Below are 13,994 nucleotides of genomic sequence, written 5' to 3' on the forward strand. Positions count from 1 at the left end.
CGATGAAATTCACCACTCCCGCCACCACCAATCCCATCGACCAGCTCAAGGTGGTCGGCCGCGCCACCGACCGTATCGACGGCCCGCTCAAGACCTGCGGCGCCGCGCCCTACGCCTACGAACAGCACGGCGCCGCGCCGGACGCCGTCTACGGCCATGTGCTGGGCGCGGGCATCGCCAAAGGCCGCATCGCGGCCATGGACGTGAGCGCGGCGCGGCGCGCGCCCGGCGTGCTGGCCGTGGTCACCGCCGCCAGCGCGGGCAAGCTGGGCAAGGGCAAGTTCAATACCGCCAAGCTGCTGGGCGGCCCGGAAATCGACCACTACCACCAGGCCATCGCGCTGGTGGTGGCCGAGACCTTCGAGCAGGCCCGTGCCGGCGCGCAGCTGATCAAGGTGAAATACGTCCGGCAGAAGGGTGCCTATGACCTGGCGCTCGCCAAGGACAAGGCCAAGGTGCCCAAGCCCGAGCAGGGCGATGCGCCGCCGGACTCGAAGGCCGGCAATTTCGAGGCAGGCTACGCGGCCGCCCCGGTCAAGCTGGACGCGCAGTACACCACGCCTGACCAGTCCCACGCCATGATGGAGCCGCACGCCTCGATGGCGGCGTGGAAAGGGGACCGGCTTACCGTGTGGACCGCCAACCAGATGGTGGACTGGGGGCGCGGCGACATTGCCAAAACGCTGGGCATCCCCAAGGACAAGGTGCGCGTGGTGTCGCCCTATATCGGCGGCGGCTTCGGCGGCAAGCTGTTCGTGCGTTCGGAGGCGCTGCTGGCCGCGCTGGGCGCGCGGGCGGTGCGGCGGCCGGTCAAGGTGGCGCTGGCGCGCCCGCTCATGATGAACAACACCACCCACCGGCCCGCCACCATACAGCGCATCCGCATCGGCGCCACGCGCGACGGCAAGATCAGCGCCATCGGGCACGAGTCCTGGTCGGGCGATCTGCCGGGCGGCAAGCCGGAGACGGCGGTGCAGCAAACCCGCTTGCTGTACGCGGGCGCGGACCGCATGACGAAGACCCGGCTGGCCGTGCTGGACCTGCCCGAGGGGAACGCCATGCGCGCGCCCGGCGAGGCGCCCGGCCTGATGGCGCTGGAGATCGCCATGGACGAGATGGCGGAGAAGCTGCAAATGGATCCGGTGCGCTTCCGCATCCTGAACGACACCAAGGTGGACCCGGAAAAGCCGGGCCGGCCGTTCTCGCAGCGGCGGCTGATCGACTGCCTGCGCGGCGGCGCCGAGCGCTTCGGCTGGAGCGCGCGCAATCCTCAGCCGGCCAGCGTGCGCGACGGGCGCTGGCTGGTGGGCATGGGCGTGGCGGCGGCGTTCCGCAACAACCTGGTGATGAAGTCCGCCGCGCGCGTGCGGCTGGAGCGCGACGGCAGCGTGACGGTGGAAACCGACATGACCGACATCGGCACCGGCAGCTACACCATCATCGCGCAGACCGCCGCTGAAATGCTGGGCGTGCCGCTGGCCAGCGTGGCGGTGCGGCTGGGCGACTCGGACTTTCCCGTGTCGGCCGGCTCCGGCGGGCAATGGGGCGGCAACAGCTCCACCTCGGGCGTGTACGCGGCCTGCGTCAAGCTGCGCGAGGAAGTGGCGCGCAGGCTGGGCTATCCGCCCGACCAGGCGGTGTTCGCGGACGGGCAGGTGAGCGCGGGCGGCAGCGCCACGCCGCTGGCCAAGGCAGCCGAAGCGGGCGAGATCACGGCCGAAGACGCCATCGAGTTCGGCAAGCTGGACATGGAATTCCAGCAGTCGACCTTTGGCGCGCATTTTGTGGAGGTGGGCGTGGACGCGGCCACCGGCGAAACGCGCGTGCGGCGCATGCTGGCCGTGTGCGCGGCGGGCCGCATCCTCAATCCCAAGTCGGCGCGCAGCCAGGTGATAGGCGCCATGACCATGGGCGTGGGCGCGGCGCTGATGGAGCACCTGGTGGTGGACAAGCGCGGCGGCTTCTTCGTCAACCACGACCTGGCCGGCTACGAGGTGCCGGTGCATGCCGACATTCCGCACCAGGAGGTGATTTTCCTCGACGAGACCGACCCCGTTTCCTCGCCGATGAAGGCCAAGGGCGTGGGCGAGCTGGGGATTTGCGGCGTGGCGGCGGCGGTGGCCAACGCCATCTACAACGCCACCGGGGTGCGGGTGCGGGACTATCCCGTCACCCTGGACAAGCTGCTGGCCGGGATGCCGCGCTACGCCTGATGTGACACCTGGCGCGGCCCCGGCTGCGGCTTGGCTATGCGGCCAGGGGCGGGGCCGGATCGAGGTCGCGCATCACCGGGGTGGTGAATTCGAAGCGCTTGATCTCGCCCACCATCAGCACGTAGCACAGGATGGCGACCGCCGCGTTGGCGCCCACGAACACCAGGGCGCCGGCGAAGGAGCCGGTGGCCTGCAGGATGTAGCCGATCACGATGGGCGTGGTGATGCCGGCCGTGTTGCCGAAGGTGTTGAACAGCGCGCCGCTCATGCCGCCCGCTTCCTTGGGCGAGGTGTCGGCCACCACGGCCCAGCCCAGCGCGCCGATGCCCTTGCCGAAGAAGGCCAGCGACATCACCATCACCACCACCCAGTCGGCCTCCACGTAGTTGCAGACGATCATGGACATGGCCAGCAGCATGCCGCCCACGATGGGCGTCTTGCGCGCCACCGACAGCGAGCGGCCGGACTTGATCATGCGGTCCGAGATCACGCCGCCCAGCACGCCGCCGAGGAAGCCCGCCACGGCCGGCAGCGCGGCCACGAAGCCGGCTTTCAGGATGGTCATGTGACGTTCGGTGACGAGGTAGACCGGGAACCAGGTCAGGAAGAAATAGGTCAGCGTGTTGATGCAGTACTGGCCGATGTAGACGCCCAGCAGCATGCGGTTGGCCAGCAGCTGGCGGATGCAGGACCAGGTGTCCAGTTTCTGCGTGGCGGCGGCCTTGTCCTTGCTTTCCAGGTCCACCAGCGCGCCGCCGGCCTTGATGTATGCCAGCTCGGCGGCGTTGATGCGCGGATGGTCCTTGGGGCCGTAGACCGTCTTCAGCCACAGCAGCGACACCAGGATGCCCAGCCCGCCCATGACGTAGAACACGCTTTGCCAGCCCAGCGAGTGCACCAGCCAGCCCATCAGCGGCGCAAACAGCACGGTGGCGAAATACTGCGCCGAGTTGAAGATGGCGGCGGCCGTGCCGCGCTCGCTGGTCGGGAACCAGGCCGAGGCCAGCCGGCTGTTGCCGGGGAAGGAGGGCGCTTCGGCCACGCCGATCAGCAGGCGCAGCGAGAACAGCACGGCGACGGCGGCCGCGCCGGTGAAGAAGCCCACGCCGCCCATCATCATGGTGAAGGCCGACCACAGGAAAATGCTGAAGAAATAGGTGACTTTGGAGCCGAAGCGGTCCAGCAGCCAGCCGCCGGGCAGCTGCGCCAGCACATAGGACCAGGCGAAGGCCGAGAAGACGAAGCCCATCTGCACCGGCGTCAGCCCCAGCAGCTTTTTCAGCTCGGGTCCGGCGATCGCGATGGTGGCGCGGTCGGCGTAGTTGATGGTGGTAACGAGGAAGAGGATGGCCAGTATCATCCAGCGGACTTTGGTGGCCCTGGCGGGCGCGGCGTGTTGCGGTGTCATTCGAGTCTCCAAGCGAAAGCGTGGAGCCATGATATCTCAGACGTCGGACATCGTACAACTAATTTGCGAAACCGTGCGGCGGCGCTGGCGCATTATTGCTTGCTGGAGCGATAATGGCATCCCGAGTGCGCCTCCCTGCTGACTATATGGATTCAAGCATCACCCCCGGCCTGTTGATTCTGCACGGCAACCAGATGGAACTGCTGCGCGCGGCGGTGTTCCAGTGGCTGCGCCAGCACCCGCTGGCGCCCCTGGAATCGGACATTTTCCTGGTGCAGTCGAACGGCGTGGCCGAGTGGCTCAAGATCGCGCTGGCCGAGGAAATGGGCGTGTGCGCGGCCAACCGCGTGGCGCTGCCGGCGCGATTCCTGTGGGAAACTTATCGCGGCATGCTGGGGCGAGAGCGCGTGCCGCGCATCTCCGCCTTCGATAAAGGCCCGCTCACGTGGCGGCTGATGCGCTTGCTGCCCACGCTCTTGTCTGACGAGTTGTTCGCGCCGCTGCGCCATTTCCTGGGCGACGGCGACCCCGAGCGCCGCCTGCAGCTGGCCGAACGCCTGGCCGACTTGTTCGACCAGTACCAGGTCTACCGCGCCGACTGGCTCACCGACTGGGCCGCCGGGCGCGACGCGCTGCGCAACGCGCGCGGCGAGAGCGTGGCGCTGGCGCCGGACCAGCGGTGGCAGGGCGCGCTGTGGCGCGCGGTGATCGCCAGCGTGCCGGAACAGGAGCGCGCCCTGGGCCGCGCCGACGTGCACACCGAATTCGTGGCGGCCGCTGCCAGCGGCGCCGCGCCGCAGGGCAAGCTGCCGCGCCGCATCGTGCTGTTCGGCGTGTCCGCGCTGCCTTACCAGACCTTGCAGGCGCTGGCCTCGCTGGCGCGCTACACGCAGGTGGTGCTGGCCGTGCCCAATCCCTGCCAGTTCTACTGGGGCGACATTATCGAAGGACGCGACCTGCTGCGCAGCGCGCACCGCCGCCAGCAGCTGCGCAACGGCGTGGACCTGGGCTTGATACCGCTGGAGGAACTGCACGCGCACAGCCATCCGCTGCTGGCGAGCTGGGGCCGCCAGGGGCGCGACTTCGTGCGCATGCTGGACGAATTCGACGTGGCCGCGAACGAGGCCGCGCAGCTGGCGCAGGAGCAGGGCAAGGATGAAGATAGGGGCGCCGTGGCGCCGCTGCGCGTGGACCTGTTCAGCGACGGCGAAGGCGACACCATGCTGGCGCAGATGCAGGCCGCCGTGCGCGACCTGCTGCCGCTGTCCGACCACCATTATCCGTCGCCGCCGGACAGCGACCGCTCCATCGAGCTGCACGTGGCGCACAGCGTGCAGCGCGAGGTGGAGGTGCTGCACGACCAGTTGCTGGCCATGTTCGCCGCCGCCGAGCACACGGACCGCCCGCTGCGCCCGCGCGACGTAGTGGTGATGGTGCCGGACATCGACGTCTTCAGCGCCGCCATCCACGCCGTCTTCGCGCAGCACCGGCGCAGCGACCCGCGCTACATCCCGTTTGAAATCGGCGACGTGAACGACCGCAGCGTCAACCCGCTGCTGGTGGCGCTGGAGTGGCTGCTGCGCCTGCCGCAGCAGCGCTGCCGCCAGAGCGAGGTGCGCGACCTGCTGGACGTGCCCGCGCTGGCGGCGCGCTTCGGCCTGTCGGAGGACGACCTGCCCACGCTGGGCCTGTGGATAGAAGGCGCGGGCGTGCGCTGGGGGCTGGACCAGCAGCACCGCTCCGGCCTCGGCCTGGCCCCGGCCGGCGAGCAGAACGCCTGGATCTTCGGCGTGCGGCGCATGCTGCTGGGCTATGCCAGCGGCCGCGACACCGCTTTCGGCGGCATAGAATCCTACGGCGAAGTGGGCGGGCTGGATGCGGCGCTGGCCGGATCGCTGGCGCAGCTGGTGGAGGCGCTGCTGCACTGGCGCGCCCTGCTGGCGCAGCCGCGCTCCCCGGCCGAGTGGGGCGTGCAGGCGCGCGCGCTGCTGGCTGCCTTCTTCGACGCGCGCGAGGAGGGCGACCGCCTCACGCTGGCGCTGCTGGACGACACGCTGAACCACTGGCTGGAAACCTGCGAAGGCGCGGGCTTCGACGAGGCCGTGCCGCTGGCGGTGCTGCGCGAGTCCTGGCTGGGCGCGCTGGACGAGCCCACGCTGGACCACCAGTTCGTGTCGGGCGGCGTGACCTTCTGCACGCTGATGCCGATGCGCGCGGTGCCGTTCCGCGTGGTTTGCCTGCTGGGCATGAATGACGGCGACTTCCCGCGCCGCGCCCGCAAGGCCGACTTCGACCTGCTGGCGCTGCCCGGCATGGCCCGCCCCGGCGACCGCTCGCGCCGCGACGACGACCGCTACCTGATGCTGGAAGCCGTACTGGCGGCGCGCGACAAGCTGTATATCAGCTGGGTGGGCCGCCACGTGCGCGACAACAGCGAACAGCCGCCGTCCGTGCTGGTGGCGCAGCTGTGCGACTATCTGAAGGCGGGCTGGCAGGTGGATCTGGCCAGGCGCACGACCGAACACGCGCTGCAGCCCTTCAGCCGCCGCTACTTCGAAGCGGGCGGCCTGCTGACCTATGCGGGCGAATGGCGCAAGGCGCACGCGGCCGACAATGCCGACAATGCCGCCGATGCCGGCCAAGCTGCGGCCCCGCCATCCGCCGTCCTCCCGCCCTACGAGCTGGACCCGAACTTCCGCCTGCGCCTGAACCAGCTGGCCAGCTTCATGCGCCAGCCGGTGCGCTACTTCTTCCGCCAGCGCCTGGGCGTGATGTTCGCGGAAGCGGCCGTGGTGGGCGAGGACGAGGAGCCGTTCGCGCTGAACGCCCTGCAGCGCTACCAGCTGGAAGACATGATGCTGGACGACAGCGGCGAACCCGAACCGATGGCCGACGTGCGCGCCAACCTCACCGAGCGCGCCGAGCAGCTTGGCCGCGAAGGCCGCCTGCCGATAGGCCTGATCGGCAAGCAGGAGCAGCTGAAACTTGTGGAGGCGCTGGTGCCGGTGCGCACCGCCTGGCTGCAGCTGTGCGCGCGCTACCCGCTGCCCGCGCCCAAGCTGCCGGTCAGCCTGGCGTTCGGCGGCGTGCCTTTGGAAGACTGGGTGGACCAGCTGCGCAGCAACGGCGCCGAAAAGGTCTGGCTGGCGCAGATGTCGTCCAAGGCGGCCAGTAAATCCCGCGAAGAATACAAGGGCCGGGGCGACAAGCTGATCGCCATGTGGCTGCGCCAGCTCGCTGCGGCGGCGCAGGGCGAGTCCGTCACCGGCTACCTGGTGGCGCGCGACGTGATCGTGAAAATGGCGCCGCTGGAACTGCAGCCCGCGCGCGACGCGCTGGAGCGGCTGGTGGCGATCTGGCGCGACGGCATGAACCGTCCGCTGCCCACCGCCTGCAAGACCGGCCTTGCGCTGGTGCAGGGCGGCGATCCGCGCGCCACCTACGACGGCGGCTTTGAAGTCAGCGGCGAGAACGAGGACTTGTGCCTGGCCCGCCTGTGGCCGGACTTCGCCGCCCTGGCCGCCGAGCCGGAATGGACCGACGTGGCGCAGGAACTGTATGGCCCGCTGGCGGACTGGATCGCCGGCCAGATAACGATTACGCCCATCGCAGGCGAGGACGAACAATGAGCTTGCTCGCACCACTGACCTTTCCGCTGCGCGGCTCGCGCCTGATCGAGGCCAGCGCCGGCACCGGCAAAACCTGGACCATCGCCGCGCTGTATGTGCGCCTGGTGCTGGGCCACGGCGGCGAGCAGGCCTACGGCCGCCCGCTGCTGCCGGCCGACATCCTGGTGATGACCTTCACCCGCGCCGCCACGCGCGAGCTGTCCAACCGCGTGCGCGAACGCCTGATCGAGGCGGCCGCGTATTTCCGGGGCCAGTCCGGCAAGCAGGACGGCTACCTGGACGCGCTGCTGGAGTCCTACCCTTCGCACGCGGAACAGCAGCAGGCCGCGCACCGGCTCATGCTGGCGGCGGAAACGATGGACGAAGCGGCCATCTTCACGATTGACGCCTGGTGCCAGCGCATGCTGCGCGAGCACGCTTTCGACAGCGGCAGCCTGTTCGACGAGGAATTGGTGGGCGACGAGGGCGCGCTGTTCGAGGACGCGGCGCACGACTATTGGCGCCAGCATGTGTATCCGCTGAAGGAGGCCGCGCTGGGCCAGTTGCTGCGCTGCTGGACGGACGTGGAAGCGCTCAAGCGCAGCGTGCGCGAGCTGTCGCGCCGCAGCGAATTCATCGCCGAGGCGGGCGAGGGCGGCGCGCCGGCGGACGAGGCGCTGGACGCGCTGATCGCCCGCGTGCTGCGCACCCAGCGTTCGCAGCTGCTGGAGCTGAAGGACGGCTGGAGCGAGCGCGCCAACCGCATGGAGCAGTGGATAGCGCAGCAGCGCGGCGCCGCGCCCAAGTGCTTCAACGGCGTGAAGATGAAGCCGGAATCGCTGGTCAAATGGTTCGACGGCCTGCGCGCCTGGGCGCAGGACGACTACATGGTCTTCCCCGATATTTCGGACACGGCCTGGCGCCGCCTCACGCCGGACGGCATCGCAGACGCCTGCGCCAAAGGCTACAGCCCGTCCATCCCGGACGACTTCGAGGCCACCGCGCTGCTGGCCGAAGGCCTGAAAGCCATCGAGCCGCTGGAGCATCCGCTGTACCGCCACGCGGCGGCGGCCATTGCGCGCCGCATGGCGGAGCTGAAGCGGCGCACGCGCCAGTTCGGCTTTGCCGACATGCTGGAGCGCCTGCGCGCGGCGCTGCTGGGCGAGAACGGCGCCGCGCTGCGCAAGCGCATCACCGAGCAGTATCCGGTGGCCATGGTGGACGAGTTCCAGGATACCGCGCCCATCCAGTACCAGATTTTCGACCAGCTGTACCGCGTGGCCGACAACGCGCCGGAGACGGGGCTGTTCATGATCGGCGATCCCAAGCAGTCCATCTACGGCTTCCGCGGCGCGGACATCCACAGCTACCTGTCGGCGCGGCGCGTCACGGAGGGGCGGCACTACCAGCTGGGCACCAACTTCCGTTCCACGGAGGCGCTGGTGGCGGCGGTCAACCAGGTGTTCCTGTACGCGGAAGGCGCGGCGCCGGGCGAAGGCCAGCCGCGCGGCGCGTTCCGCTTCCGCAAGCCGGACGGCGCCAATCCGCTGCCTTTCGACGCGGTGGGCGCGAACGGCCGCAAGGAGCGCCTGGTGGGCGCGCATGGGCAACTGGAAGCGCTGATGGTGAGCTGCAGCCAGGCCGACGACATGAAGGCGGACGGCTACCGCGAGTTCTTCGCCTGGCACTGCGCCGAGCACATCACGGCCATGCTGAACGACCCGCAGGCGGGTTTCGAGGGGCCGGATGGCTTCAAACGCCTGCAGCCGGCGGATATCGCGGTGCTGGTGCGGGACGGGAAGGAGGCGGCGGCGATACGGCGCGCGCTGCAAAGGCGCAAGGTCATCAGCGTTTATTTGTCGGACAAGGACTCGGTGCTGGAGAGCGAGGAGGCGGCCGACGTGTTGCGCTGGCTATCGGCGCTGGCCAATCCGCTGGACGGCGCGCTGGCGCGGGCCGCTTTCGCCACCCGCACGGCGGGCCTGCCGCTGGCCGAGCTGGCGCGCCTTTCGGCGGACGAACTGGCGTGGGAGCAGCGCGTGGAGCAGCTCAAGGCGCTGCATATTATCTGGCAGCGCCAGGGCGTGCTGGCCATGCTGCGGCGCTTCATCCACGAACTGAATCTGCCGGCGGCCTTGCTGGCGCAGGCGGGCGGCGAGCGCAGGCTGACCAATCTGCTGCACCTGGCCGAGCTGCTGCAGTCGGCCAGCCGCCAGCTGGACGGCGAGCAGGCGCTGATACGCTGGCTGGCCGAGCAGGTGGAAGGCGGCGGCGAGGGCGGCGACGAGCGCGTGCTGCGGCTGGAAAGCGACGCGGAACTGGTGCAGGTGGTGACGGTGCACAAGTCCAAGGGCCTGGAGTATCCGCTGGTGTACCTGCCGTTCGCCACCACGGCGCGCAAGGTGGACCGGCGCAACCGCAGCTTCTTCGAATACACCGGCGAGGACGGCAGGCGCAGGATAGACATGTCGCTGTCGGAAGAGGCGCTGGAGGCGGCCGAGGCGGCGCGCCTGGAGGAAGACTTGCGCCTGCTGTACGTGGCGCTGACGCGTCCGCGCCATTTCCTGTGGCTGGGCGTGGCCGCGCGCGGCGCCAGCGCGCTGCATGACTCGGCGCTGGGCTATCTGCTCACCGGCGGCGAGCCGCTGCCGGGCGCGGAACTGCTGGCGCGCTGGGAGCAGGTGAAAGGCGGCTGCGCGGCCATCTCGGTGCGCGCGCTGGAGCAGGCGGGCGCGTTGACGGTGCTGAACCGCGTGGAGCAGCGCCCGCAACTGGTGGACGCGCAGCGCTTCGAAGGCGACTTCGAGCGCGACTGGTCGGTGGGCAGCTTTACCTCGCTGGCGCGGCGCGGCAACGCCCCGGCCTACGGCGGCGGTGCTGTGCCCGGCCCGGCGGCGGGCGCCGTGGCCAGCCAGCCCGGCAGCCGCCATGTGCCGCGCAGCGCGGTGGAGGAAAAGCTGCTGGAAGGGCTGGAGGCCGCGCCTGCCATCCGTCCGGAGGACGCCCCCTGGCACCGCTTCCCGCGCGGCTCGGTGCCGGGCAATTTCCTGCACGAGCAGCTGGAGTGGATGGGGCAGGAAGGCTTCGGCGAGGTGCACGATGCGCACTTCGACACCCGCCTGCTGCGCCGCATCGAGCGCGCAGGCTGGTCCAACCGCCAGGACGACACGCTGGCCTGGCTGCGCGCCATCGCCACCACGCCGCTGCCGCAGCTGGGGGCGTCGCTGTCCGAACTGGACGGGGTGCTGCCGGAGATGGAATTCTGGTTCCCCAGCGAGCGCCTGAGCACCGGCGCGCTGGACCGCCTGTGCCGCCGCCACCTGCTGCAAGGCGTGGCGCGGCCCTTGCTGCCCGAGCGCCAGCTGCACGGCATGCTGAAAGGCTTTACCGACCTGGTGTTCGAGCACGAAGGCCGCTACTGGGTGCTGGACTACAAATCGAACGCGCTGGGCGCGGGCGACGCTGCCTACCACACGCAGGCGCTGGCGGCCGGCATGGCCGAGCACCGCTACGACATCCAGGGCGCGATCTATATGCAGGCGCTGCACCGGCTGCTGCGCAACCGCATGGGCGGCGACTATGATCCCGCGCAGCACCTTGGCGGCGCGGTCTTCTTCTTCCTGCGCGGCATAGGCAATGTCCACACGCGCGGCTGCTACCTGCTGGAGCCGGCTCCGGAACTGCTGGACGGGCTGGACGAATTATTGAGCGAGACTGAGCGAGGCACCACAGTTTGAACACCACCGACGACACCCACTGCGCCGCGCTGCTGGCCCGGATCGACGCGCTGACCGAAGCGGGGCAGCTGCGCCGCCTGAGCGGCGCGTTCGCGCGCTTTATCGCCTCGCTGGGCCACGGCTCGCCGCCGCTGATGCTGGCCTGCGTGCTGCTGTCCGAGCTGGAAGGGCGGGGCCACAGCTGTTTGCTGCTGTCCGAGCTGGCCGGCGACCCGCGCGCGCTGCTGGGCTGGAGCGAAGAGGACTGGAGCGCTTTGCGCACCAGCGCCGGGCCGCTGCCCAAGTCCGTCGCCGCGTGGAACGCCATGCTGTACCAGTGCGACCAGGTGTGGCCGGTGCAGGACCTGGATTTCCAGCAGCCGCTGGTGCTGGACGGCGAGCGCCTCTACCTGCGCCGCTACTGGCGCGACGAGACCACCGTGGCGCGCGCCGTGCGCGAGCGCGCCGCCGCGCCGCGCCTGGTGGACGTTGGCCGCGTGCGCCACTGGCTGGACACGCTGTTCCACCACGCGCCGCGCGAGGGCGGGCCGGACTGGCAGAAGATCGCCTGCGCGGCGGCCCTGCGCAGCAACCTGGGCATCATCACCGGCGGGCCGGGCACCGGCAAGACCTACACCGTGGCGCGCCTGCTGGCGCTGCTGTTCGCCACGGCGGGCGGCGCCAGCGGGGCGGACCTGGGCAGCTCGGCGGGCGGCGTGCGCATTGCGCTGGCCGCGCCCACCGGCAAGGCGGCGGCGCGGCTCAAGCAGTCGATCGACAACGCGCTGGAGGAACTGGCCGGACGCGTGCCCGAACTGCGGCTGCCGGAACTGGCGGCCCGCATGGGCGCGGCGCGCACCCTGCATAGCCTGCTGGGCGCGCGCCCGGACACGCGCAGCTTTGTCCACCACCGGGGCAATCCGCTGGACGTGGACGTGCTGATCGTCGACGAGGCGTCCATGGTGCACCTGGAGATGATGGCGGCGCTGCTGGACGCGCTGCCGCCCAACGCGCGCCTGATACTGCTGGGCGACAAGGACCAGCTGGCGTCGGTGGAAGCCGGCGCGGTGCTCGGCGACTTGTGCCACGACGCGCAGGCCGGGGGCTACAGCGCCGCCACGGTGGACTACATCCGCGCCGCCACGGGGCAGGAGATCCCGCCCGGCTTCCAGGGCGCGGCCGGTCCGCTGGCGCAACAGACCGTGATGCTGCGCGAGAGCCGCCGCTTCGGCGGGCCTATCGGGCAGCTGGCGCTGGCCGTCAACGCCGGCGACGCGGCGGCCGCGCGCGCAGCGCTGGCTTCGGACAGCGGCGGCAAGCTGTCCTGGATCGATCCGGCGCAGCAGCAGGACGTGTTGCAGCTGGCGCTGGCCGGCTACCAGGACTACCTGCGCATGATAGCCAGGGCCGGCGCGGGCGCCGACATCGGCGGCGAAGAGCATGACGCCTGGGTGCTGCAGGTGCTGCGCAGCTTCGAAGCGTTCCGCATCCTGTGCGCGGTGCGCGAGGGGGAGTGGGGCGTGACGGGGCTGAACGAGGCCATCGAACAGCGGCTGGAGGCGGCGGGGCTGCTGCGCAAGCGCGGCGAGTGGTATGTGGGGCGGCCGGTCATGGTCACGCGCAACGACTACGGCACCGGCGTGTTCAACGGCGATATCGGCCTGACCCTGCCCGATCCGGCGCGGGCCGGCTCGCTGCGCGTGTATTTCAGCGAGGGCGCCAGCATCCGCAGCGTACTGGCCACGCGGCTGCGCCAGGTCGAAACGGCGTTCGCCATGACGGTGCACAAATCGCAGGGGTCGGAGTTTGCGCACACGGTGGTGGCGCTGCCGCGCGAAGGAGGCGCGGTGCTGGCGCGCGAGCTGGTCTACACCGGCATCACGCGCGCCAAGGAACACTTCACTTTATGCACGCCGTCGGCGGCGGTGCTGGACAGCGCCATCGCCCAGCGTACGCAGCGCGCGAGCGGCCTGCGTACGCTGATCAGCGAATAAGGCTATCAGGACGCGCGGCGGCGGCGCGGGCTCTTGGCCACCGGCGCCTTCTTGCGGCTGGAAGCGCGCATGACGCGCGGTTTTTCTTCCTCGCCGCCGGAGATGAAGCGGCGGATGTTGAAGGCGTCCATCAGGCGGGCCGAGTTGGCCTTGGCGTTGAGCAGCACGACGGTGGCGTTCTTGCCGGCCGAGGTGATGCGCATGATCAGGCAGCGGCCCGCTTCTTCGGTGTAGCCGGTCTTGGACATGCCGATGTCCCAGCCCTTGGCCCCCACCAGGCGGTTGGTGTTGTGGTACTCCACCTGGCGGCCCTTGATCTTGATGACGTCCTTCTTGTCCGTGGTGATGCGGCGGATGTCTTCGTAGCGGGCGGCGGCGGCGGCCATCTTCACCAGGTCGGCGGCGGTCGATTTATTGTTGGGCGACAGGCCGGTCGGCTCCTCGATCACGGTCTGGGTCATGCCCAGCGCGCGGATCTTGGCGTTCACGGCGGCCTTGAAGGCCGGCATGCCGCCCGGATAGGTGCGGCCCAGCGAGGCGGCGGCGCGGTTGTCCGAGGACATCAGCGCGAGCTGCAGCACGTCGCCGCGCGAGATGGTGGCGCCCACCGGCACGCGCGAGGTGCTGTGCTTGAGCGTGTCGACGTCGACCTTGTCGATCTCGATTTCCTCGTCCATGTTCTGCTTGGCGTCCAGCACCACCATGGCGGTCATCAGCTTGGTCAGCGACGCGATCGGCACCACCGCGTTGGCGTTCTTTTCAACCAGGATTTTGCCGGTGTCGTCTTCGACCACCAGCACCGACTGCGAGCCGAGCGGCATCGCCATAGCGGCGGCGCTCAAGGACATCAGCAGGGCAACTACTGTTTTCTTGATCATGTTTTTGTCTTCGGAAAGAGGGTATTCGGGCGGGGACGGCGGGACAGAAGTTTTCTATCTGTGCGGCAACGTTTTCCCAAGATCGACAATACAGGAAATCGACTAACTCGTCTATTGAAACCAGCCCCGGCCGCAGGCGCGGGACGAAAAAAAGCCCCGCAGAGGCTCTGCGGGGCC

General features: G+C 69.8%; 6 protein-coding genes. 4 read left to right on the top strand and 2 right to left on the bottom strand.

The window, feature by feature from the left end; genetic code table 11:
• Positions 1-2 precede the first annotated feature (2 nt).
• Positions 3-2,213: an aldehyde oxidoreductase molybdenum-binding subunit PaoC gene (paoC, locus tag GTP77_RS03380; protein ID WP_161070743.1), complete on the top strand. Its 2,211-nt coding sequence runs from the start codon at positions 3-5 to the stop codon at positions 2,211-2,213.
• A 34-nt stretch (positions 2,214-2,247) separates the two neighbouring features.
• On the opposite strand, the gene GTP77_RS03385 is transcribed toward paoC, so the two are convergent.
• Complete coding sequence (locus tag GTP77_RS03385; RefSeq protein ID WP_161070744.1) at positions 2,248-3,621, bottom strand: MFS transporter; 1,374 nt, start codon at positions 3,619-3,621, stop codon at positions 2,248-2,250.
• Between the two features lie 146 nt (positions 3,622-3,767).
• Here GTP77_RS03385 and recC point away from each other — a divergent pair, with 146 nt between their 5' ends.
• The 3 genes from recC to recD are packed head-to-tail and all read left to right on the top strand — an operon-like array spanning position 3,768 to position 12,939.
• A complete protein-coding gene (gene recC / locus GTP77_RS03390) occupies positions 3,768-7,250 on the top strand; it encodes an exodeoxyribonuclease V subunit gamma (RefSeq protein ID WP_161070745.1) in 3,483 nt (1,160 codons plus the stop codon).
• On the top strand, positions 7,247-10,966 hold the full coding sequence (recB, locus tag GTP77_RS03395; protein WP_161070746.1) for an exodeoxyribonuclease V subunit beta: 3,720 nt from the start codon (positions 7,247-7,249) through the stop codon (positions 10,964-10,966). Before recC ends, recB begins: the two co-directional genes overlap by 4 nt.
• Positions 10,963-12,939 carry an exodeoxyribonuclease V subunit alpha gene (gene recD, locus GTP77_RS03400; protein WP_161070747.1) on the top strand — a complete coding sequence of 659 codons (1,977 nt, stop codon included), beginning with the start codon at positions 10,963-10,965 and terminating at the stop codon, positions 12,937-12,939. Before recB ends, recD begins: the two co-directional genes overlap by 4 nt.
• Before the next feature lie 5 nt (positions 12,940-12,944).
• Here recD and GTP77_RS03405 read toward each other — a convergent pair whose 3' ends face one another.
• Positions 12,945-13,817 (bottom strand): serine hydrolase, encoded by an 873-nt coding sequence (locus tag GTP77_RS03405; RefSeq protein ID WP_161070748.1) that lies wholly within the window; start codon positions 13,815-13,817, stop codon positions 12,945-12,947.
• Between the last annotated feature and the right edge of the window lie 177 nt (positions 13,818-13,994).

It is taken from the genome of Pseudoduganella aquatica (assembly GCF_009857595.1).
GTDB classification, from domain to species: Bacteria; Pseudomonadota; Gammaproteobacteria; order Burkholderiales; family Burkholderiaceae_D; genus Rugamonas; species Rugamonas aquatica_A.

Excerpts from the sequence above, each read along its gene's own strand:
- paoC (WP_161070743.1), top strand. The coding sequence starts at position 3 with ATGAAATTCACCACTCCCGCCACCACCAATCCCATCGACCAGCTCAAG.
- recB (WP_161070746.1), top strand. The coding sequence starts at position 7,247 with ATGAGCTTGCTCGCACCACTGACCTTTCCGCTGCGCGGCTCGCGCCTG.
- GTP77_RS03385 (WP_161070744.1), bottom strand. The coding sequence starts at position 3,621 with ATGACACCGCAACACGCCGCGCCCGCCAGGGCCACCAAAGTCCGCTGG.
- GTP77_RS03405 (WP_161070748.1), bottom strand. The coding sequence starts at position 13,817 with ATGATCAAGAAAACAGTAGTTGCCCTGCTGATGTCCTTGAGCGCCGCC.
- recC (WP_161070745.1), top strand. The coding sequence starts at position 3,768 with ATGGATTCAAGCATCACCCCCGGCCTGTTGATTCTGCACGGCAACCAG.